The 22,113-nt window shown below is 45.5% G+C and carries 19 protein-coding genes; all 19 read left to right on the plus strand.

The window, feature by feature from the left end:
• Window positions 1-18: 18 nt before the first annotated feature.
• The 19 genes from PPA03S_RS10550 (at window position 19) to pstC (ending at window position 22,112) form a co-directional block, all read left to right on the plus strand.
• Window positions 19-576: a GNAT family N-acetyltransferase gene (locus PPA03S_RS10550; protein WP_062322531.1), complete on the plus strand. Its 558-nt coding sequence runs from the start codon at window positions 19-21 to the stop codon at window positions 574-576.
• Between the two features lie 51 nt (window positions 577-627).
• The gene (locus PPA03S_RS10555) at window positions 628-921 is read left to right on the plus strand and encodes a DUF952 domain-containing protein (protein WP_245683571.1); all 294 of its coding nucleotides are present in this window, start codon (window positions 628-630) and stop codon (window positions 919-921) included.
• Between the two features lie 70 nt (window positions 922-991).
• Window positions 992-1,582 (plus strand): DUF1572 family protein, encoded by a 591-nt coding sequence (locus PPA03S_RS10560; RefSeq protein WP_326099999.1) that lies wholly within the window; start codon window positions 992-994, stop codon window positions 1,580-1,582.
• Window positions 1,579-2,169: a histidine phosphatase family protein gene (locus tag PPA03S_RS10565; protein ID WP_062322535.1), complete on the plus strand. Its 591-nt coding sequence runs from the start codon at window positions 1,579-1,581 to the stop codon at window positions 2,167-2,169. Before PPA03S_RS10560 ends, PPA03S_RS10565 begins: the two co-directional genes overlap by 4 nt.
• A 3-nt stretch (window positions 2,170-2,172) precedes the next feature.
• Entirely contained in the window at window positions 2,173-3,003 is an 831-nt protein-coding gene (locus PPA03S_RS10570) for a DUF2785 domain-containing protein (protein WP_062322537.1), read from the plus strand.
• A gap of 38 nt (window positions 3,004-3,041) precedes the next feature.
• Window positions 3,042-3,752, plus strand: a complete 711-nt coding sequence (gene pxpB / locus PPA03S_RS10575; protein ID WP_082704088.1) for a 5-oxoprolinase subunit PxpB — start codon at window positions 3,042-3,044, stop codon at window positions 3,750-3,752.
• Window positions 3,749-4,774: a 5-oxoprolinase subunit C family protein gene (locus PPA03S_RS10580; protein ID WP_062322539.1), complete on the plus strand. Its 1,026-nt coding sequence runs from the start codon at window positions 3,749-3,751 to the stop codon at window positions 4,772-4,774. Before pxpB ends, PPA03S_RS10580 begins: the two co-directional genes overlap by 4 nt.
• Window positions 4,774-5,541 (plus strand): LamB/YcsF family protein, encoded by a 768-nt coding sequence (locus PPA03S_RS10585; RefSeq protein ID WP_062322541.1) that lies wholly within the window; start codon window positions 4,774-4,776, stop codon window positions 5,539-5,541. The genes PPA03S_RS10580 and PPA03S_RS10585 overlap by 1 nt, the downstream gene beginning before the upstream one ends.
• Window positions 5,542-5,604: 63 nt before the next feature.
• On the plus strand, window positions 5,605-6,063 hold the full coding sequence (locus PPA03S_RS10590) for an NUDIX domain-containing protein (protein ID WP_062322542.1): 459 nt from the start codon (window positions 5,605-5,607) through the stop codon (window positions 6,061-6,063).
• 415 nt (window positions 6,064-6,478) lie between these two features.
• Window positions 6,479-6,895, plus strand: a complete 417-nt coding sequence (locus PPA03S_RS10595) for a pyridoxamine 5'-phosphate oxidase family protein (RefSeq protein WP_062322544.1) — start codon at window positions 6,479-6,481, stop codon at window positions 6,893-6,895.
• Between the two features lie 473 nt (window positions 6,896-7,368).
• Entirely contained in the window at window positions 7,369-9,648 is a 2,280-nt protein-coding gene (locus PPA03S_RS10600; RefSeq protein ID WP_062322546.1) for a bifunctional 2',3'-cyclic-nucleotide 2'-phosphodiesterase/3'-nucleotidase, read from the plus strand.
• Window positions 9,649-9,861: 213 nt separating this feature from the next.
• The gene (locus PPA03S_RS10605; protein WP_062322548.1) at window positions 9,862-10,905 is read left to right on the plus strand and encodes an EAL domain-containing protein; all 1,044 of its coding nucleotides are present in this window, start codon (window positions 9,862-9,864) and stop codon (window positions 10,903-10,905) included.
• Between the two features lie 224 nt (window positions 10,906-11,129).
• Complete coding sequence (locus PPA03S_RS10610) at window positions 11,130-13,232, plus strand: methyl-accepting chemotaxis protein (RefSeq protein WP_062322550.1); 2,103 nt, start codon at window positions 11,130-11,132, stop codon at window positions 13,230-13,232.
• A gap of 155 nt (window positions 13,233-13,387) precedes the next feature.
• On the plus strand, window positions 13,388-14,680 hold the full coding sequence (locus tag PPA03S_RS10615) for an arsenic transporter (protein WP_062322552.1): 1,293 nt from the start codon (window positions 13,388-13,390) through the stop codon (window positions 14,678-14,680).
• Window positions 14,681-14,939: 259 nt separating this feature from the next.
• Window positions 14,940-16,802, plus strand: coding sequence for a BglG family transcription antiterminator (locus PPA03S_RS10620; protein ID WP_062322554.1), 1,863 nt, complete (start codon window positions 14,940-14,942; stop codon window positions 16,800-16,802).
• Window positions 16,803-16,819: 17 nt separating this feature from the next.
• Window positions 16,820-17,698 (plus strand): ketose-bisphosphate aldolase, encoded by an 879-nt coding sequence (locus PPA03S_RS10625; RefSeq protein ID WP_062322556.1) that lies wholly within the window; start codon window positions 16,820-16,822, stop codon window positions 17,696-17,698.
• A gap of 15 nt (window positions 17,699-17,713) precedes the next feature.
• A complete protein-coding gene (locus PPA03S_RS10630) occupies window positions 17,714-19,639 on the plus strand; it encodes a PTS fructose transporter subunit IIABC (RefSeq protein WP_062322558.1) in 1,926 nt (641 codons plus the stop codon).
• Between the two features lie 495 nt (window positions 19,640-20,134).
• Window positions 20,135-21,061, plus strand: a complete 927-nt coding sequence (locus PPA03S_RS10640; RefSeq protein WP_062322562.1) for a phosphate ABC transporter substrate-binding protein — start codon at window positions 20,135-20,137, stop codon at window positions 21,059-21,061.
• Window positions 21,062-21,176: 115 nt separating this feature from the next.
• Complete coding sequence (gene pstC / locus PPA03S_RS10645) at window positions 21,177-22,112, plus strand: phosphate ABC transporter permease subunit PstC (RefSeq protein ID WP_062322564.1); 936 nt, start codon at window positions 21,177-21,179, stop codon at window positions 22,110-22,112.
• Window position 22,113: the final 1 nt, after the last annotated feature.

Consider the following 22,113-nt stretch of genomic DNA (forward strand, 5'->3'; position numbering starts at 1 on the left):
TGATGGGGAGTGGCTTACGTGAATATTGAGAAGCTTTTTGCGAAATCACCCGAGTTTGAGACAGAACGGTTGATACTGAGACGACTTACGCAGGAGGATGTGGACGATTATTTTAGGTTTGCTTCCGATCCGAGCGTAAGTCAGCAAAGTTTGTGGAACTGCCATGAGACGTTGGACGACTCCGTTCAATATATTCAAAGAGTGTTAGACAATTATGAGAATAAAAGTGTCTATATATGGGCCTTTATTCTGAAGGAAACGGGGAAGCTGATTGGCCGAGGTGGCATTTTTCATCTCAATGAATCCATGCAAAGTGCTGAACTGGGGTACGCGATTGCTAGCAGTTGCTGGGGCAAAGGTCTAGCAGCAGAAGCGATGCAGCCTATTGTGGATTATTGCTTCCGGGAATTGGACTGCAATCGGCTGGAGGGGAAATGTAATGCAGGCAATATCGGCTCCGCTCGAGTGATGGAGAAGCTGGGCATGTCACATGAAGGGTTACTGCGCAAACAACTGAAGATCAAAGGTGTGTTTACAGATCAGAAATTGTACTCCCGTATCCGGGATGATCTATAATACTCCCAATGACGTGCAGGATACATAGAAGAATTTGAAGGAGGCGGAACGATGATCTACAGTATTATTTCCCAAGCGGTATGGGAGCAGGTATCCAAGCAGAGCGTGTATGCACCGGATAGCCTGGAGACGGATGGTTTCATTCATTGCTCCACCAAAGAACAGATTCCATGGGTAGCAGCCCAATACTATCAGGGACGTACGGATTTATTATTGATTGGTATTGATGAGAAGGCTTTGAAGCCTGAGTTGGTGTACGAGGATCTCTATGAGTTGAATGAATTATTCCCACATATTTATGGTGAGCTTAATCTGGATGCTGTTCGGAAAGTCATTTCCCTTTGAACCGAATGAGGACGGGACGTTTTCTTTTCCTGAATAAAGACATTTTGTGAAGGGTTGTGAACGTATGGATATGAATCAGGTATTTCTGGATACAGCCGAGAAGCAATTTTTGTATTACAAGCAGCTTGGGGAGAAAGCCATGGAGCAATTGGAATCCGAGCAGCTGTTTCAATCCTGGAATGAAGATGCAAACAGCATTGCGGTTATTGTGAAGCATCTATGGGGCAATATGCTGTCCCGTTGGATGGATGTGCTGACAACCGATGGAGAAAAGCCATGGCGTGAACGTGATGCGGAATTCGTGAATGATATCTCGACCCGGGAAGAGCTGCTCGCCAAATGGGAGGAAGGCTGGAACTGTCTGCTTGGAGCCATTCGTTCTTTTACACCGGAGCAGCTGTCTCATATCATATACATTCGCAATGAAGGACATACGGTCATGGAGGCTGTTATTCGGCAATTAGCACATTATCCCTATCATGTGGGGCAGATTATCTATGCAGCCAAAATGCTCAAAGAAACCTCATGGAACAGTCTTTCCATTCCTAGAAACGGTTCGGATCAATATAATGGCGGCAAATTTGCCAAGCCGAAGGCCCGAAAACATTTTACAGATGATGAATTACGCATAGAAAAAGGTAAAGGTGAGGAGCAGCAATGACACAGATCGCATTGATTCGCCATGGAAGCACGGCGTGGAATAAGGAAAAACGTTCCCAGGGGCAGACGGATAATCCGCTGGATCAGGAAGGAAGAGAACAGGCGCTATTGCTTGCTGCGAGACTGAGTGAAGAAACGTGGGATGCCATCTATGCAAGTGACCTGGAGCGTGCAAGTGAGACGGCCCGCATTATTGGCAACCGTTTGGGAATTCAGGAGATTCGTCTGGACCCGAGGCTGCGTGAAATGGGCGGTGGGCAGGTGGAAGGTACGACCGAAGCTGAACGTGTAGCTCAATGGGGGACGAATTGGAGTGATCTCGATTTGGGCCGGGAGCTTGCGGTTGCAGGTACGATTCGGGGCAGTGCCGCGATAGAAGATATTGTACGGCAGCATCCCAATGGAAGAGTGATCGTTGTCAGCCATGGCGCTATTCTCCGGAATACACTGCGAGGTCTGGTGCCTGAACTTGATGTGAGTGCAAAGCTGTCCAACACGTCGATCACCCGGATCACTAAGGAAGCGGAGTCCTGGCAATGCGAGTTATACAATTGCAGCGTTCATTTGGGCTCCTCCAAGGAGTTGTGATAAATGAATGCTTTGGCTTTAAAAAAGAAATTGCAGCATATTCAATCGGCTAATCTATCCACCCACGAAGTGGAGCACCCTTACGAATTAGCTCTGCATATGATGCAGCATATTGGCAGTCCAGACCCGGTTCTGCGGGATGAACTGATCTATGTTACGTTTGCGACCTGGATCGGACAGGATGTATTTACGGAAGAACAGCTTGGTCAGCTGCTACAGATGGCGCTGGATGATCAGCACCTTTTTCATGAAATCGGAGAACAAGGGACGGACAGTGTATTTACCCGAACCTTCTCTGTGCTGCTCCTGCCTCCAATTCTGAGTGTGGATCGTCAGCGGCCTTTTCTGAAAAAGGAAGATATAGATGTTATTCATCACCGGTTGACTACGTATCTGGAGCGTGAAAAAGATGTTCGCGGCTATGCCGATGATAAGGGCTGGGCGCACGCTCCGGCACACGCGGCAGATGCGGTTGAAGACCTGGCACAGTCGCCTTATATGGAGCGGGCAGCCTTGCGGGAGCTTTTGAAGGCGCTCACTGTGAAAATTACCGAATCCGGTGTAGTCTACATCCATGATGAGGATCAGCGGATGGCTCATGCAGTGGTCACCATCCTTCGTCGCAATCTGCTGGAGCAAAACGATATTGCGTCTTGGATCGATTCTCTGAATCCGACCAATAAGACGGAGGGGAGATCTCTTCTGGAGATCAGCCAGATGAGCCTGAATGTGCGCGTCTTTCTGCAGACGCTCTATCTTGCCATACGGATCGAAGACGCCGAGCCTTTTCCCGCTGTTCGCTCACTTATTTTAAAGGCTCTCGAGAAAAAATGATCAAGAGATTATAAACTTGTGGACAAGGAAGTGATAGCATGACTGAAATGCCGTATTTATGGACTGAAGAAATGCTGTCTCCTCTGGGCGAAGCAGGGGTTATGATCCGTTGTGGGGAAACGATATCCGAAGCAGTGCACCGGAGGGTCATGTCGGTATGTGCTTTGCTGGAAAAGAGCCAACTGTCAGGTATCATGGAGTGGCTGCCTTCGTTTGCATCGGTCACGCTGTTCTATGATCCATTGATTTCCCCGTACCATGAGATATGCAGGATGCTGCTTCATGAGCTGAACAAGATGGTAGAAGCGACGCTTGACCTACCCAGAACGATCATTATTCCCGTATGTTATGGTGGTGAATTGGGTCCCGATCTGGAATATGTCGCTACTGAACATGGGCTTACACCAGATGAGGTTATAGCTATTCACACATCCGGCGATTACCTGGTTCACATGATCGGATTTGCACCGGGTTTTCCGTATCTCGGCGGATTATCGGAGAGGATTGCTACGCCCAGGAGAGCCACACCGCGGCTTTCGGTCGAAGGGGGGACGGTGGGCATTGGCGGCAAACAAACGGGAGTTTACCCGGTGACAACTCCCGGCGGTTGGCAATGTATTGGACGCACGCCGCTGGCACTATTTCGTCCGACGGAAAATCCGCCAAGCCTGCTGGCAGCAGGTGATCGGGTTCGTTTTGCATCGATATCACTTCAGGAGTATCTGGAACAAAAGGAGGGCGAACGATGAGTATTGAAGTCATTCGCCCTGGTCTGTTATCCACCATTCAGGATCAAGGGAGAATGGGATTCCGCCGATATGGAGTACATCCGGGCGGGGTTATGGATACCTTTGCAGCTCGAGCTGCCAATGCATTAGTTGGGAATTCCCATGATGCGGCTGTGCTTGAGATGACGATGATGGGACCGGAGCTTCGCTTCCATGGAAATCAGCTGATTTCTTTATGTGGTGGCGATCTGTCGGCTGCTGTGGATGGCCACCCAGTTCCACTATGGCGACCGGTCTTGTTGATTGCAGGAAGTGTGCTGAGATTTGGACGATGTCGTTCCGGTTTGCGGTCCTATATGGCGATTGCTGGTGGAATCGCAGTACCTGAGATCATGGGCAGTCGAAGTACGGATCTTAAGACAGGTTTTGGTGGGGTTGAAGGACGCGCCTTGAAGGTGGGAGACAGGTTGTCGGCGGGGGAGTCTTCTCATGAAGCGCAAGCTGCTTTGCATGGATTGAGCCTGCACGCTGAGAAAAACAATCGGCGAATGCATGCACCTGCCTGGTATTTGTCTAGCAGGGAATGGCCCGTCTACCATGCTGAACCTGTGGTTCGTGTCATGCCGGGCAAAGACAGCGCAGCATTTGATGAAGATAGCATGGAACGATTCTATAAGGAGCAATATGTGATCTCTCCTCAATCGGATCGGATGGGGTATCGACTGAAGGGTACGAAGCTGGAACTCAGTCAGCCAATGGAGCGGTTATCTGAAGCGGTCACTTATGGCACGGTTCAAGTGCCAGCGGATGGTCAGCCCATCATATTGATGGCCGATCATCAGACCATTGGGGGTTATCCTGTGATCGCACAGGTGGCCCGGGTAGATTTACCGATACTGGCACAGGCTAGGCCGGGGGCAAGAGTTGGTTTTGAACGGATTACATATGAAGAAGCACAGCAACTATTCCTAGAGCAGGAGTGGGAGTGGCGGCTAACCGATCAGTTCGTTCGCAGGAGATTGGCAGGAATGGGGGACCATTAATGAACAAGGTGGATATCAATTGTGACCTTGGCGAAAGTTACGGAGTGTACCGGATGGAGTCGGATGAGGCGATTCTGCCGCTGATCACTTCAGCCAACATCGCTTGTGGATTCCATGCGGGTGACCCGGCAACGATGCGACAAACGGTGCAGCAAGCGATGGAACATCAGGTCGCTATCGGCGCCCATCCCGGTCTGCCGGATTTGCAGGGCTTTGGCAGAAGACGTATGGACATTACGCCAAGGGAAGCCTATGACATGGTGGTATATCAGATTGGCGCGCTGGATGCCTTTGTTCGTTCATGCGGGGGGCACATGCATCATGTGAAGCCTCACGGAGCCTTGTATAATATGGCTGCTGAGGACGATCAGCTCGCTGAGGGAATCGCCGAGGCCATCTATAAAGTGCAACCGGAACTGTACCTCTATGGCCTTGCCGGAAGTGCGCTGATACAGGCAGCGGATCGCATTGGACTGCGCAGTGTTAGTGAAGTTTTTGCGGATCGAACTTATGGCGTTGATGGGACGCTAACACCGCGTAATCAGCCGGGAGCCGTCATTGAGCAGACGGGACAAGCTCTTGCTCAAGTGCTGCGGATGGTGAAAGAGGGGATCGTGGTGTCCACAAAAGGTACGCTTGTCCCCATAAAGGCTGAGACGATCTGTATCCACGGTGACGGAGCGCAGGCTCTTGCGTTTGCTCAAGAAATCCGCTCGTTGCTTGAGTCTGAGGGAGTCACCCTGTCTGCAATTGGAGTTGCTGGATGAGTACTTCTGTTTATAAGGATCTGAGGGCGAACCATAATAATGGGCAAGGAGTGAAGGTGAAGCATGAAACCGATACGTAATTCGGCGAAAGCCGTCATTATACAGGATGAACGTTTGCTGGTGATCCGGCTGGAGGATCAATATGGCGACGCTTATGTTTTCCCCGGCGGAGGACAGGAGAAGGGCGAAGAGCTCAAGGATGCGGTTGCTCGTGAATGTCTGGAGGAGATCGGCCAAGCGGTGAAGGTGGGAGAACTGCTGCATATCCGGGAGTATATTGGCAGTAACCACGAATTTGCCGAGTGGGATGCGGATGTCCATCAGGTTGAATTTTATTTTGAGTGCAGATTGATGGATCCGAGGGCTGCGATCTTTGAAGGCTCCAATCCAGACGATCATCAGGTAGCGGTAGAATGGATTCCTCTTGAAGAGCTGTCTCAGGTACGTCTATATCCAAAAACAATTGGTGAGTTATTGCAAAATAAGGGTTCTTCACGCATTTACCTTGGAGATTTGAATTAAAATCAATCCAAATCAGAGAGTTATCCCTTATGTAAACATTTTAACAATTTTTCCAAAATGGTCACGTCTACGAACGGGTTCATGGATTCACCATAGTTGAGGTGGGTACACTATAAGTACAAGCTTATATACAACAACCGTGATATAAGCAAAGACATCAGAGATAGGCAATCAAGTATGCTTCTCTTTGAGATTTTAGCTTATCTACCCTAATGTTGAAGAACAGTGGAAGTAGTGAAGGGGACGGAATCGATTCTGAAGAAGCGTAGCGTGCGCCTTTATCCCCGGATTTTATCCTATGAAATAGGATTTCAAAAAAATCTGGGGATAACAGCGATCGGAAGAACGATCCGTAACCCGTAACGGCTGCCCACAAGGTTCTTCAAATATCCCCCAAACCGAAAGGAGCATTTCCATGAACCAGACTGAATTGGAACAAAATATTGTAAAAGCATTGGAAAACAACCCGTTTTGCAGTTTCTCCACGGTGGAGAATGGTAAACCGAAATCCCGCTATATGGCGCTGTTCAACGATGGAATGAACATTCATCTGGCAACGAATCGCCGTACACATAAGGTTGAGGAGTTGGAGAATAATCCGCACGTCAGCCTTTTGCTTGGTTATGAGGCGGGTGGCTCCAAGGAAGTGGTTGAGATTGAAGGCACATGCGAAGTGACAAAAAATGAAGGACTGCGGGAGCAGGTATGGAATGATGAACTGAAAGCATGGTTTGACGGTCCAAACGATCCCAATTATGTCATTCTGGACATTACACCAAGTCGCATTGAATACACTGGCAAAGATCACGAGCATCATGTGTGGGAACAGTAATCCTAAATTATGACAATCATTTCCGCATTGGATGGCAGTGCCGACGATTCGGAAAAAACATATTAAACCGTGGATGCCAGAAGGCTTCACGGTTTTTCGACTTGAATTAATCTAATATGGATATATATGTAAGGTATATGTAATATACGTTTTTAACAGCACAAGTAAACTATTCTCATCCAAAAACATGCAAAATTTGTCGAAATCACGCATGTTAACGTAAACTCAAGCGAGTATGTGCGGATAAAGTAAAAAATAATGCTTTTCAATGGTTGAACATTGCGTTATGATTTGGAATGTAAACGATACGCACAGATATGAATAGATGTTCATGTGAGATAAACTAACCTGGAATTTTGATAGGTATAATCAGAGAGCCGGTACACACAACCCATGAAATCTACCTTTATTTCTGCGCTTATTCGTTTGCTCATTAATGCATGATTCAATGTACATAACCGGGAGGGGTTATTTTGAGAAAGAGTAAAAAAGTATTATCGAGCCTGACTGCCGCTTTGGTTGCATTAAACGTGCTTGCGGTATTTCCGGTGCCTGTATCGGCTGCGGACGCTACCAAGGTTAAATTGCGGATCATGGAAACAACGGATATTCACGACAACTTGATTAACTATGACTACTATTCCGACAAAGAGACAGACCAGTATGGTCTGGCGAAGACGGCTACGCTGATCAAAAAAGCCCGTGATGAAGCCAAGAACAGCCTGCTGTTCGACAACGGTGACCTGATCCAGGGTAACCCGCTCGGGGATTATGTAGCGAAGATTGACCCACTCAAAAAGGGTGAGACTCACCCTGTATATAAAGCGATGAACCTGCTTGATTATGATGCAGGAAACATTGGTAACCATGAGTTTAACTATGGTTTGGATTTCCTCGACATGACGCTGGAAGGTGCGAACTTCCCTTACATTAATGCCAACGTATATGTAGATGACGGCGATGCCGATGAGACGAATGACAAGAACTATTTTACCCCGTATAAAATTTTGGACAAAAAAGTTACCGACGAGAGCGGCAAAGAGCACACCATCAAGGTGGGTGTCATCGGATTTGTACCGCCACAAGTAATGCAGTGGGACAGCGCTAATCTGGAAGGCAAAGTCATTGCCAAAGACATTATCGCTACTGCGAAAAAATTCATTCCACAAATGAAGGCTGAAGGTGCCGACATTATTGTAGCTATTCCTCACTCCGGGTTTGAAGATATTCCACAAACGGATCTGATGGAAAACTCGGTATTGTATCTGAGCCAGGTTGAAGGCATTAATGCCATTCTGTTCGGACATGCCCACAAAGTGTTCCCGAGCGCTGATTTTGCCGGTAAAAAAGGTGTAGACCTTGAAAAAGGTACAATCAATGGTGTTCCTTCCGTTGAACCAGGCTTCTGGGGTGACCACCTTGGAATTATCGATCTGGATCTGGAACTGGTAGACGGCAAATGGAAAGTGGCTGACTCCAAAGTGGAGGCACGCCCAATCTATGATACAGCCAACAAAAAGGCGCTGGTAGATGCGGATAAAGAGATCGTTGATGCTGTTCATGACGAGCATGAAGGTACGCTTAAGTATGTACGTGGTCCAGTTGGTGAAACGACAGCTCCAATCAACAGCTTCTTTGCACTGGTTCAGGATGACCCATCCATTCAGATCGTAACGAATGCACAGAAATGGTATGTTGAAAAACAGATGCAAGGAACAGAATATGAAGGTATTCCTGTATTGTCTGCTGGAGCTCCGTTCAAAGCAGGTGGACGTTCGGGTGCTTCGTATTACACAAATATCCCTAAAGGCACAATTGCCATCAAAAACGTAGCTGACCTGTACGTGTATCCAAATACGGTACATGCTGTTATGGTTAACGGCGCTGAGCTGAAAGAGTGGCTGGAATGGTCTGCAGGCCAATTCAACCAGATCGACCCGGCAAAAGGTGGACAACAACAGCTCGTCAATATGGACTTCCCAACGTATAACTTCGACGTTATCGATGGTGTTACGTACCAAATTGATGTAACTCAACCAGCGAAATACGATGGCAAAGCAACGATTGTAAATGCATCAGCTAACCGGATTAAAAACCTGAGTTTTAATGGTAAACCGGTTGATCCAGCACAAAAATTCATCGTGGCAACAAATAACTATCGTGCTTCTTCGTCCAAGTTGGCCAACCCGGACGGTAAACGTATCGTCTTGGCTGCACCGGATGAGAACCGTCAAGTGATCATTGATTACATCCGTGAGAACAAAACGATTAACCCGACAGCAGACGGCAACTGGTCACTTGCGCCGATCAAGCCTTCCGCAGGTGTGACGGCAGCAGCAATTAACGATCTTGAAGTGGTGTTCGCGTCTTCCCCGGATGCCAAAGCGCTGGTTGAAGCGAACCCGGCAATGTCCTTCATCGGTACGAACGATGATGGTTTTGCTGAGTATGGCTTGAAATTGACAGGAGAAGCTACCACGACACCAGAAACAGGTACGGAGCCTGCTCTAACACCTACGAAGCCGGACCCAACGCCTACTAAACCGGACCCGACACCTACTAAACCTACAACCAAGCCACAACCTGAGAAACCAGCAGGCGGCAAAGTGGTCTATGTGGTGAAAAAAGGAGATAACCTCTACCGTATCGGCTTGAAATACGGTGTGGACTGGCGCAAGCTGGTTTCCGCAAACAAAATTACAAATGTGCACAATCTCAAAGTTGGACAGAAAATCGTAATTCCCGCTTCTTAAGATCCATTAGCGGTAAATGAAGACCGACAGTCATCAGACTGTCGGTCTTCTTCATGCTATGCGGATACGTTAATCTATCAGTAACCGTCATCGTTGAAGTCACCAAAACAGTAAAGATAAATTTCAAGACCCATGCTATAATATTTACAAACTTTGGGTATATACCAGTAAACATTAATGAGATAGAATCACAAACTGGCAAGGGGGTTCTACATGAATTGCAGTGGCTGCAGTCCAATTCATCCTATAGAGGATCAAGGTACCCTGTATATGCGTCCCATCTCCCCCGCTTTGCTGAAAGCACTGCAAATGCAGGGAAGGCATGTCGAACATTCGGATGAACTCATCTGGATGCATTTTTCGAATCTTGAATCTGTACAACATTGTATTGAAGACATTCTCAAGATTGAAGCAACCCTGCCAGATACGCTAATGGTTCAGGTCACTCCACTGTATGGTCAGGCAGCTGATGATAGCTGGATTAGTCTCTCCATGCAGAATTCTCGTTTTAAGCATGCGGATCTGGTTTCCGTTATTGTGGAACATCAATTCAGCAGTCATATGCAGCCGATCGTAGATGCGTCGGAGCAGATTATTGGATTCGAATTTTTACTTCGTCCTGCTGAACAGGGCAGACCTTTCAGTGCATATGAATTATTTGAAGTTGCACGGGATACCGGATTGCATTCTTTTCTGGATCGGACAGCACGTATGGCTGCCATTGAGACGAGTGCCGTTCTATTACCACATGGTGTCAAACGGTTCGTAAATTTCCTGCCCTCCTCCATTTATAACCCCAAATATTGCCTGAATCACACATTTGAGACGATTGAACGTCTTTCGCTAGATCCTAAGGATTTCGTATTTGAAGTGGTGGAAACGGAACAGATTCAGCATATGTCCATCTTGCAGCATATCTTTGAGGTATATCGTTCTCATGGAATGTCGGTTGCCTTGGATGATGTGGGTGCCGGATTTTCGACCATTGAAGTCATGAACAAGTTGGAACCGGATTTTGTCAAAATAGATCGGAGTCTCATTGATCGTTGTGATCATGATTTGACCAAACAACAGCAAATTATCGATATTGTTGAGATGTCACGCCGATTTGGCGGGCGAGTGCTTGCGGAAGGGATCGAACGAATCGAGGAGTTTGAATTCTGCCGTTCTGTAGGGATCGACCTGGCTCAAGGGTATTACTTTGGAAAACCGGCGGCATATCCGCCACAAGGACCCTATCGAAAAACCTCTGCCTGACATGCCGTTCACATGATTGAACAGACAAGCCACTTTGCACTATGGGAGTGGTTTGTTTGACATGTTGTATTATTTTGTCACTCAAATAAATACGTTCTTTCAGCCGATATATAAGGTAGACCTTCAGATTACATGGACGTCGATATGACACCTGATTATTCAGAAGCAGGAAGGTTCTACATAAAAAGAAAAAGGGCAGATTTATTTGGAGGGGGAGAAGTGCAATGAGTGAAATTCGGGAAAAAGAGCAAGAGAAGGCAGCAACCAAGCCAGTCAAACCAAAAGATAATAAACCGAAAAAGAAGAATAAAAAGAAAAAAGGTTTTGTCTGGAACATAAGAAATAAACTGTTGGTGTCTTTTCTGGCCGTTCTACTGATACCAAGTCTGACCATAGGAATCGTTACACTGCTTATCGCCGATCATAAAGTGGAAGACCAGCTGATGGATAGTGCCAAACAGAGTGTGGACACAACAAATTCCATTATTGAGACGCATGTGGATGCAAAGATCCATGATATTAACTACTTTGCCGGTGTGATTGAGCAGGTCATGATTAATAGTCAAGGGGACAGCCCGGAGCTGGAGACGAAACTCAAACAGTATCTTGGACTGCATCCGGATGCTTTGAATATTTTTGTGGGGACGAATGAGGGTGTCATGATACGTGGTAAGGATAAGGAGTCTGCGGGAAATGCGCAAGGATCGGATTATGACCCCAGGGAACGGGAATGGTACAAGCTTGCAATGGAGAAACCGGGTACTCCAGCAGTTTCACCTGTGTCAAAGAATACGGATGGCATTGCGGTAGTATTTGTGTCCAAAACGCTTGAGGATCAATCGGGTGTTGTGGGTTTGTCCCTGAATCTGACTGAGCTGCGTGAGCAGGCGTCCATTAAGGTAGGCAAAGAAGGGTATGTCGTTATTTTGGACGCGGACAAAAACTATGTCGTATCGCCCGTTGTGGAAGCAGGTACACAAGAAGAGACGACAACACTGGATCCAATGTACGAAAGTAACGAAGGCAAATTCGATTATATCTATAATGAAGAAGCCAAAACGATGATATATTCAACCAATGAAGCGACAGGCTGGAAAATTGGCGGCACGTTGTTAAAGAGCGAAGTATCCAACGCCAGCAAAGAGATCCGGGTGGCTACCTTAATGGTAATTGTGGCGGCTACTTTTCTAACGTTGTTGTTCATTATCTGGTTTACACGTTCCATGCTTCGTCCAATCAAACGTCTGCAGGAATCTGCCAGAGCAGTAAGCAAAGGTGATCTGACCGTGAAAATGGAAACCGGGCGCAAAGATGAAGTTGGCGATCTGGCGAAGTACTTTGAACGAATGGTCGATAATTTGCGCATGATGATTCTGGGTGTACAGGAAACGACGGAGCAGGTATCTGCCTCTTCACAGGAATTGTCAGCCAGTGCAGATCAAACAACCAAAGCGATTGAACACTCTACAATGGCGATTCAGGAACTTGCCGAAGGTGCCGAGCAGCAAGTGAAGAGTGTAACGGATGGATCGGGAATGATGAGTCGTATGGCAGAAGATGTTCGCTTGATGTCCGAACGTGTGCAATCCATTACAGAGAACATGCGGCACACTTCAGGAGCGGCTTACTCCGGAAATGAGGCTGCAGGCCAAGCTGTGGAACAGATGAACAGCATTCAGGAAACGGTGGAAACATTGGCGACCGTGATTCAGACCCTGAATGCCCGGTCCGTCGAGATCGGCAGCATGGTCGATGTAATTGCCACCATCTCGAAACAGACCAACCTGCTTGCCCTGAATGCTTCTATTGAAGCGGCAAGAGCGGGTGATGCTGGCCGCGGATTCGCTGTTGTAGCAGGAGAGGTGCGCAAGCTTGCAGAAGAATCAGGTACCTCGGCAGCGCAAATTGGTGAGCTGGTTCATAATATCCGTCAGGATATGGATGCTGCCCTGAACGCTATGAATGCAGCTCAGACTCGGATGGGAGATGGGCTTCAGGCCGTGAACACGTCCGGACAATCCTTTGCCCAGATTCGAGAGGCTGTGGAAGAGGCGGTTCATACGCTGGATGAATTGTCCGAAACCACGAAGCAGCTGGAGAGTGGTGCTTCCCATGTTGCCAAAGCGATGAACGATATTTCCATCGTAACCCAGGAATCTGCTGCGAATACGGAATCCGTCTCGGCATCCTCGCAGGAACAGCTGGCATCGGTGGAAGAGATTGCTTCGTCTTCGGCACATCTGAACAGTATGGCAGAACAATTGCAAGGATTGCTCGGCATGTTCAAGATGGTGGAGGATACACCGAAAGATGGCGGCAAATCTTAACGTTTGAACGGTGCAACCGAGTACATTTTATATAGATAAAAATAAAGATAGACATTCCTCCTGCAGCCCTGTATAAATATATCGTCCGGTTGATTTCGCAAAGATTGTCGCAATCAGGGATTAGATTGATTTCGATATAGATGTAGGAGGCTCCAATGGCATATATAGCAATACTTATTTTTGTACTGACCATCACACTGGTCATCTGGCAACCACGTGGATTGGGAATCGGCTGGTCTGCCATGGGCGGGGCTTTGCTAGCGTTAATATGCGGTGTGGTCAGTCTGAACGATACATCTGATGTGGCATCTATTGTATGGAATGCTACGCTGGCCTTTGTCGGCATTATCATGATTTCATTAATACTCGATGAGACAGGTTTCTTCGAATGGGCTGCTCTTCATATGGCTAGATTGGCAGGAGGGAATGGACGCAGATTGTTTATCTATTCCATTTTGCTGGGGGCAGCGGTGTCCGCTCTCTTCGCCAATGATGGTGCAGCGCTTATTCTGACCCCGATTGTGCTGGCCATGGTACGTGCATTGAAATTCGATGAGCGCATGGTACTTGCCTTTGTTATGGCTAGTGGATTTATTGCAGATACAACCTCGTTGCCGCTGGTGGTCAGCAATCTGGTCAATATCGTATCTGCTGATTATTTCGGTATAACCTTTGTGGAATATGCGGTGCGGATGATCGTACCCAATCTATTTTCCATCGTGGCAAGTACAGGCATGCTGTTTTTGTTTTATCGCAAAAGCATCCCGCTTCGTTACGATGTCTCCGCTGCGCGTGAACCGCAGGAAGCCATTCGTGATCCGCGGATGTTCCGCATCGCATGGTTCATGCTGGTGCTGCTGTTAATAGCCTATGCTTCCAGTGAATTCTTGCCGATTCCGGTTTCGGTTATCGTTGGCACAGTCGCCCTTTTGTTCGCTATATTAGCCAGAAAGAGCGAAGTCGTTGACATGAAACGTGTAATCAAAGAAGCTCCGTGGTCGATTGTGGTGTTCTCGGTAGGCATGTACATCGTTGTATATGGACTACGCAATGCCGGGTTAACCGATTACCTCAGCCGCTGGCTTGATGCCATAGCAGATCATGGTCTGTTGGCTGCTTCCATAGGGATGGGTATGATTGCAGCAGTATTGTCTTCCTTAATGAACAATCTGCCCACCGTGTTAATTAACGCATTGGCGATCCAGGGTGCACATACCGAAGGCATTGTGCGTGAGGCACTGATCTATGCCAATGTGATTGGTTCTGACTTGGGTCCGAAAATGACCCCGATCGGGTCACTTGCCACATTACTGTGGTTGCATGTGTTAGCCCGCAAAGGGGTGAAGATTACATGGGGATATTATTTCAAGGCAGGGATGATCTTGACAATCCCCACACTATTAATCACATTGGCTGGATTGGCGCTGTGGCTATGGATATTGGGTTAGTAAACCTGGTGGTGTTGCAGGGATCGTACTGATTGTTATTGGTGTAGTGGTACCATATAAAAAAGCCAACCTTTATAAAGGTTGGTTTTTTTGCGTTTATTTTCATTCCCATAAGATTCCTAAATAGCGTACTAACTTAGTTTCTAAAAAGTGGGCATCATTAAACAAATACACGATCACTTCCTAACTATTAGGAAAGAGTATAGGCTTGGTGGATATAAAGCGCTTGCATTAGTATGAATGTGAGGAGGAAAGCCAAATGAGAAAACGTTACATTAAGCTATTGGAGCATTTAAAACAATCTGAGCATGATTTTGTGAGTGGAAGCGAATTAGCTAATTTATTTAATGTAACGACTAGAACGATTCGCAATGACATCAAAGAAATAAATGAAAATTATTTAGATAAAGCAATGATTACTGGCAATACTCGCAAAGGATACAAGTTAGTCGGGGATTTATCCAGCCTGCATAAAAATGAAGATGATGACGAAGAAAGAGCGTTTCACATTATCAAAGCTCTGTTATCGCAGACTGATTTTATTACGTATGAAGATCTTGCTAGAACACTTTATTTTTCGACTCAAACGATCCGTAAAGACGTGCAAAAATTAGTACAAACCATTCAAGCGGAAAAGCAGAACATCGAAATTGAAGCGATTATTTTCCAAGGTATAAGGCTTAAAGGAAGCGAAGTCGAGAAACGGATTTTGCTCAAAAAACTAGTCACTACCGGTTGTCTCAAACACATGCCGATAGACGAAGCACTGCAATACTATTTTGGCGATTGGTTCAGCGAATCTTCGATTCATTTTATCTGCGCTTGTATTGAAGAAGAGGTTGCCAAGTATAATTTATTGCTAAGTTTTCAAGAGTTATTCTCGATCTGTGTGAATGTTTTGATCAGTCTTAGACGGGTAAGTCTTGCACGAAAAATAACTGAACAAGATATGAGGCTGGATCATACAAGCTTTGAAGAATTAAAAATAGCCCAATCTATTCTGATCCGTCTGGCTCAAGAATTGGATGTTCCTTTTGATGAATATGAGTATCAGTATTTAGGTTACCTGCTTATCGCATTGCAGATCTTACCTAAAAAAAATGAAGAAATTGGGTATGAACACGTTAATGAAATGGAACAAAAAATCTTATCAGTGATCCAAAAAGTTGGAGAGCAATACGGATTTATCAGCCACAAAAACCAAGAGTTACTTGATCGATTATTAGCTCATATTACCAAATCATTATACCCATTAAAGTATTATTTCCCTGTCGAAAATCCTTTTATTGCCCAAATAAAATCAGAATATACCAATGCTTATAATGTCGCAGTTGTGTTGGCAAAAGAATTGCAATTTTGCTTAAATATCAAAATACCCGAAAATGAAATCGGTTACTTGACGTTACACATTATGGGCATTATTGAGAACTCTCAAGATAACAGAAAACGAATTGCAATTATTTATGGCAAAAATCTATTAGTCGGCAAGCTGTTGGAGCGTAAGATCAATCTTTATTTTCCGAATATTAAAATCGATAGTTTACTAGCTAATCATGAAATACATCTTCTTCCCGAAGGAATCGAAACGATTATTGCAACGAGCGAAATTGTAGAGAAGCAGGTGAATGTACAAAATGTCATTCTGGTAAGTGAAATGATTACCAGTGATGATATGAAAAATATTTCGATTCAGTTAAATCGTGGACTACTCAAATACTATTTATCACCAAATGATATTTTTTTCCTGGATGAAGATAATCCAATTGATTTGTTAAAAAAACTTACAGAGCTAGGCGATATTCAACATTTATATACAAGTATTGTGGAAAGAGAAAAAATGTCGAGTACCAATATGGGAAATTTGGTCGCGATGCCCCATCCATTTGAGTGTGGGGATAACAAGAAACTACGTGTACTGGTGGCAATTAATAAGCAAAAAATAATGTGGGGCGATCAGATGGCGCAGATCATTTTTCTGTTTATTCCACCGAAAAATCAGAAGGTGAATAACACCAAATTTTTCGAAGAAATTTACGATGTGTTTAGGCAGACCAATATGACAGAAAGACTGCTCCATATCACTAATTACGATGAATTTTTGGAAGTCTGGTCTTCCAAATAAACTCAGGAGGAATTTAAATGTTAATCAATATGAAAGATTTACTTAAAGTGGCGTATGAAAATAAATTTGCAGTCGGATCATTTAATGTAGCCAATAGCGAGTTTGTTAAAGTGGTGATTACAGCCGCGGAAGAGCAAAATTCACCTGCAATTATGCAGATCCACCCGAATGAAATTGATTTAGTCACTGACGGGTTTGTAGCTTATGTGCGAGAAGCCGCCTCCAAGTCTAAAGTGCCGTTTGTTATTCATCTGGATCATGGAGCGACGATTAAAGATATAACGCGTTCGATTCGCAATGGGTATACGTCAGTTATGATGGATGCATCTCATTTACCTTTTGAGGAAAATATTGCGGCAACCAAAGAAGCGGTTGAACTAGCTCATCTGGTCGATGTATCAGTAGAAGGTGAACTAGGTACGATCGGAAGTAATGAAGGCAGCTCGGAAGGTGGAGCCGACGAGATTTTGTATACGAATCCAGACGAAGCGGCGATTTTTGTAGAACAAACAGGTATCGATACACTTGCTGTCGCTGTAGGCACTTCACATGGGATTTATCCTCAATCCAAAGATCATTCGATCAAAATCGATCGTTTGAAACAAATTCATGAAAAAGTAAACATTCCGTTAGTGCTACATGGTGGATCAGATAATCCTGATGAAGAGATTAGTGAAGCAGTGAAGCATGGGATAGCGAAGATCAATTTATCAACCGATATGAAGCGAGCATTCTATAACCAATTAAGAGCGACACTCGATGCGAATCCAAATGCATATGAACCGGATCAACTGATGCCCGAGGCGACCAAAGCAGCAACAGAACTGGTGAAGAAAAAAATGGATCTGTTCGGTTCTACAGGAAAAGCATCCCTTTATAAACTGGGAGAAATTTAAGAGGAGAGATCCATCATGAAGATTTCTAATGTCTTAAAACCAGAAAATATCATATTAGATGTCAACGCGACGACCAAAGCCGAATTAATAGATGAATTGTCGCAAAAGTTAAACGATAACGGCTATTTAAGCGATATCGAGCAATTTAAAAAGGATATCTGGGCACGTGAAGAACAAGTTCCTACAGAAGTGGGGTTCGGAATAGCCATTCCGCATGCCAAGTCTACTGGAGTACAGTCCCCTGCGATTATTATGGGCAGATCATTAAGCGGTATTCAATATAGTATCGAATCATGTAATTTATTTTTTATGATTGCAGTCGATCAAAACTCTTCATCAGAGCATTTGCAGACATTATCCAAAATTTCGACTTTTTTGATGGATGAACTATTTAGAGCGAAGCTTATCCTTGCTCGAGATCAAGAAGAGATTGTTCGCTTATTTGAACAGGCAGAAGAGCAAGATGCGCAGGCGCTTCATCGTCCTAAAAAGTATGCTGGCAAAAAAGTGGTTGGAGTTACAGGCTGTCCTACAGGAATCGCCCATACGTTTATGGCAGCGGAAGCATTGAAAAATGCGGCCGAGGAACTCGGTGTACACATTAAAGTGCAAACCAATGGATCAACAGGTGTTGGAAATCCATTGACTCCTGAAGATATTGCTGAAGCTGATGGGATTATTGTAGCGGCAGATGTCAAAGTCGATATGGATGTTTTTGGCAATCGTCCAGTGATCAAAACATCTGTCAAAAATGGAGTTCATCATGCACAAGCGTTAATTGAAGATGCCATTGCTGGAAAAGGTGTCGTTATGAATCAAGTTAACAGTAATCTTAAAGAAGCAAAAGAAAAAACACGGTTAAAGCAGCCTAAAATATACAGCCATATTATGAATGGTGTATCATTTATGATTCCTTTTGTAGTCGCAGGCGGTATATTGATTGCGCTTTCTTTTATGTTTGGTATTCATGCGGCTGATCCAACTAGCCCGGACTATAATGCTTTCGCCGCTTTTTTAAGTACAGCAGGGGGGAGTGCTGCTTTTGCATTGATGGTTCCTGTATTAGCAGGGTATATTGCGTATAGTATTGCTGACCGTCCAGGTTTAGCACCTGGTATGATTGGTGGGATGCTGGCAACTATTGGAGGTTCAGGATTTTTGGGAGGTATGCTAGCTGGATTTATCGCCGGTTATACGATCCTAACTCTGAAAAAATTAGTCAAAGGCATCCCCGACTCACTGCAAAGCCTGTCACCTGTGCTGATCTTGCCATTAGTAGGTTCATTTATAACCGCCTTGATTATGTACTTTGTCATCAACAGTCCGATGGCTTGGATCAATGAGTCGTTACAAGGTTGGCTAAATGGCTTAACAGGTTCGAATGCTATTTTATTAGGAGCACTTCTTGCAGGAATGATGGCATCTGATATGGGAGGGCCGATTAACAAAACAGCGTCTGCATTTGGACTGGCGATGTTCGCCAATCAGATCTTTGAGCCTTCTGCTGCTTTGATGGTTGGAGGTATGGTTCCTCCACTGGGTATTGCATTAGCCACAACGTTATTCAAAAATAAATTTTCAACTGAAGAACGTAATGCAGGTAAAGCAGCCTATATTATGGGCGCATCGTTTATTACAGAAGCTGCGATTCCGTTTGCCGCAAATGATCCATTGCGGGTTATCCCATCCAATATAGTAGGCGCAGCGATTGGTGGAGGGATGTGTATGGCTCTAGGTATTTCGTTACAGGCTCCTCACGGTGGAATCTTTGTTATTCCGATTGCGGCAAGTAATCCATTGCTGTATATTGTCTGTATTTTAGTTGGTTCCATCGTTACAGCCTGTATGATTGGATTGTTAAAGAAACCTGTATACCAACCACAGAGTAATACAAGCGAGTCATCAGAAACGAAAGCCGTAACCACTATGAAATCTGCCTAATCGTTAAAGAGGTGGATCACTAGAAAAGTGGAGTAACTTTAATAAAGTTCCCAGCGTATTCCGTTAGAATAAATAGATTCTGCTTCTCATTAAGCATGTACACAAAGGCCAGCCTTTTATAGGGCTGGCCTTGTTTTTGTTCCTTCCCCAGGCTGAGGATTAAAATGCCTGAGACCACAAGCGCTGACACAGCGCAGGGAACGGAACGATTGTGTAAAAGCGAAGCGTTCGCCTTTATCCCCGGATGTATTCCTTGAGAAAAATAAATCATATAAATCCGGGGATAACAGCGATTGAAACAACGTCCGTTCCCGGAGCGGCCAATTCAGCGCAGCTTTCTCAAATTCATTTCAATCCTTAGTAAACATTTTTAACATTGCGTTTACAAAACAATGATTTTGAGATGACATAACAAAACTACAATGAGTAAAGAGTTGATGGTGATCAAACAAATTCACAAAACGCCATCACTAATTTGGGGGAGGAAAACAAAACATGTTTAAAAAGTTGCCGTTTATTTTGATGACCTTAACGTTCGTACTGGTGCTCGCAGCATGCGGATCGAAAAATGAAGCGGGTACAGATGGTGCCGCAAGCAATGGTGCAGGCGAAACAGCTACTGAACTCAGCGGAAATATCCTGGCTGTTGGTTCAACAGCACTGCAACCTCTGGTAGAGCAAGCTGGACAAAAATTTATGGCAGTTGATGAATATAAGAACGTAACGGTACAAGTGCAAGGCGGCGGTAGTGGTACGGGTCTGACACAAGTATCCGACGGACAAGCAACAATCGGTAACTCTGATGTATTTGCAGAAGAGAAAATCGACGACGCAGCAAAAGTGAGCGAACTGAAAGATCACCAAGTGGCTGTAGTAGCAATCGCTCCGGTAAGCAACAAAGATGCTGGTGTACAAGATTTGACGAAGCAACAACTAATCGACATTTTCTCCGGTAAAATTACAAACTGGAAAGATGTTGGCGGCAAGGATCAAGCAATTGTTATCGTAAACCGTCCTAGCAGTTCCGGTACGCGTGCAACATTTGAGAACTTTGCACTGGGTACGAAAGTAGAAGATATCCAAGGTTCGATTCAGGAAGATTCCTCCGGTACAGTTAAGAAGTTGGTAGCTGAAACACCGGGCGCGATTGGTTACCTGGCTCTGTCCTACCTGGATGACAGCCTGCAAGTGTTGAAATACGAAGGCGTTGAAGCGACGGTTGAGAACGTAGAAGCAGGAACTTATCCGGTGTGGGCTTACGAGCACATGTACACCAAGGGTGACCCTGATGCAGCAACAAAAGCATTCCTCGACTACATCCTGAGTGATGAGATTCAACAAAAAGACGTGACTGAGCTTGGTTACATCCCGGTTTCCGGCATGAAAGTAAAACGTGATGCAGCAGGCACAGTGACGAAGTAATCTTTGAACTTGCGCATACAGCGAGAGAGGCGGACCCAGGTCCTGCCTCTTTGCGCGGTTTGCTCTGAAATTCTCCCATATTTTGCATGAATTCTACTATAGAAGGATGGTTGTTATGGAACAGACCGAAAGGGGAACGGTAATGAACAACAAGTTGAAATCGCGCCGGCCCTTGAGAGAAAAGCATTACTGGGAAGAGTGGACGGGACGTATCTATACGTCGATTTGTGTCGTTTTCCTGATCGTTGTCATGTTTTCCATCGTTTATTTTGTAGCTTCCAAAGGCTTGTCGACCTTTTTCCAGGATGGCGTAAGTTTGCGTGAGTTTTTGTCCGGCAAAACGTGGAATCCAACGGGAGAACCCGCTGCCTATGGAGCGCTGCCATTCATTACAGGTTCTTTCATAACGACATTTCTTGCAGCGTTGATTGCAAGTCCGCTTAGCCTGTGTGCCGCGCTCTTCATGACGGAGATCGTACCAGGCAAAGGTAAAAAAATCTTGCAGCCTGCGATTGAGCTCTTGTCCGGTATCCCTTCCGTTGTGTACGGTTTTATCGGTCTAAGTGTGATCGTACCACTGCTGCGCAGTATCTTTGGAGGAGCGGGCGTCGGGATTGCAGCCGGATGTCTGGTTCTGTCCGTTATGATTCTGCCCACCGTAACCAGTATTATGGCGGATGCATTGTCTGCACTGCCAAAGGGTCTGCGTGAATCATCCTACGCCCTGGGTGCGACTCGCTGGCAAACGATCTATCGGGTTATTATTCCGACCGTTCTGCCTGCTTTGCTGACAGGGATTGTACTGGGAATGGCCCGCGCATTTGGCGAAGCCCTTGCTGTACAGATGGTCATCGGGAATGCACCGCATGTACCGACATCCTTGCTCGAATCGGCTTCAACGTTAACAAGTGTAATTACCCTGAGTATGGGTAACACAACGATGGGTTCTGTTCATAACAATGCACTGTGGAGTATGGCGCTTGTCCTGCTGGTCATGACCTTTGTCTTCGTCATTCTGGTTCGCCTGCTTGAAAGGAGGAACCGGGTATGAA

Origin of the sequence: Paenibacillus pabuli NBRC 13638 (genome assembly GCF_001514495.1) — a bacterium.
GTDB classification, from domain to species: domain Bacteria; phylum Bacillota; class Bacilli; order Paenibacillales; family Paenibacillaceae; genus Paenibacillus; species Paenibacillus pabuli.

What these genes read in the sequence shown, in the direction of transcription:
- PPA03S_RS10555 (WP_245683571.1), top strand. Translation starts at nt 628, where the DNA reads ATGATCTACAGTATTATTTCCCAAGCGGTATGGGAGCAGGTATCCAAG.
- PPA03S_RS10560 (WP_326099999.1), top strand. Translation starts at nt 992, where the DNA reads ATGAATCAGGTATTTCTGGATACAGCCGAGAAGCAATTTTTGTATTAC.
- PPA03S_RS10565 (WP_062322535.1), top strand. Translation starts at nt 1,579, where the DNA reads ATGACACAGATCGCATTGATTCGCCATGGAAGCACGGCGTGGAATAAG.
- PPA03S_RS10570 (WP_062322537.1), top strand. Translation starts at nt 2,173, where the DNA reads ATGAATGCTTTGGCTTTAAAAAAGAAATTGCAGCATATTCAATCGGCT.
- pxpB (WP_082704088.1), top strand. Translation starts at nt 3,042, where the DNA reads ATGACTGAAATGCCGTATTTATGGACTGAAGAAATGCTGTCTCCTCTG.
- PPA03S_RS10580 (WP_062322539.1), top strand. Translation starts at nt 3,749, where the DNA reads ATGAGTATTGAAGTCATTCGCCCTGGTCTGTTATCCACCATTCAGGAT.
- PPA03S_RS10585 (WP_062322541.1), top strand. Translation starts at nt 4,774, where the DNA reads ATGAACAAGGTGGATATCAATTGTGACCTTGGCGAAAGTTACGGAGTG.
- PPA03S_RS10590 (WP_062322542.1), top strand. Translation starts at nt 5,605, where the DNA reads ATGAAACCGATACGTAATTCGGCGAAAGCCGTCATTATACAGGATGAA.
- PPA03S_RS10595 (WP_062322544.1), top strand. Translation starts at nt 6,479, where the DNA reads ATGAACCAGACTGAATTGGAACAAAATATTGTAAAAGCATTGGAAAAC.
- PPA03S_RS10605 (WP_062322548.1), top strand. Translation starts at nt 9,862, where the DNA reads ATGAATTGCAGTGGCTGCAGTCCAATTCATCCTATAGAGGATCAAGGT.
- PPA03S_RS10610 (WP_062322550.1), top strand. Translation starts at nt 11,130, where the DNA reads ATGAGTGAAATTCGGGAAAAAGAGCAAGAGAAGGCAGCAACCAAGCCA.
- PPA03S_RS10615 (WP_062322552.1), top strand. Translation starts at nt 13,388, where the DNA reads ATGGCATATATAGCAATACTTATTTTTGTACTGACCATCACACTGGTC.
- PPA03S_RS10620 (WP_062322554.1), top strand. Translation starts at nt 14,940, where the DNA reads ATGAGAAAACGTTACATTAAGCTATTGGAGCATTTAAAACAATCTGAG.
- PPA03S_RS10625 (WP_062322556.1), top strand. Translation starts at nt 16,820, where the DNA reads ATGTTAATCAATATGAAAGATTTACTTAAAGTGGCGTATGAAAATAAA.
- PPA03S_RS10630 (WP_062322558.1), top strand. Translation starts at nt 17,714, where the DNA reads ATGAAGATTTCTAATGTCTTAAAACCAGAAAATATCATATTAGATGTC.
- PPA03S_RS10640 (WP_062322562.1), top strand. Translation starts at nt 20,135, where the DNA reads ATGTTTAAAAAGTTGCCGTTTATTTTGATGACCTTAACGTTCGTACTG.
- pstC (WP_062322564.1), top strand. Translation starts at nt 21,177, where the DNA reads ATGGAACAGACCGAAAGGGGAACGGTAATGAACAACAAGTTGAAATCG.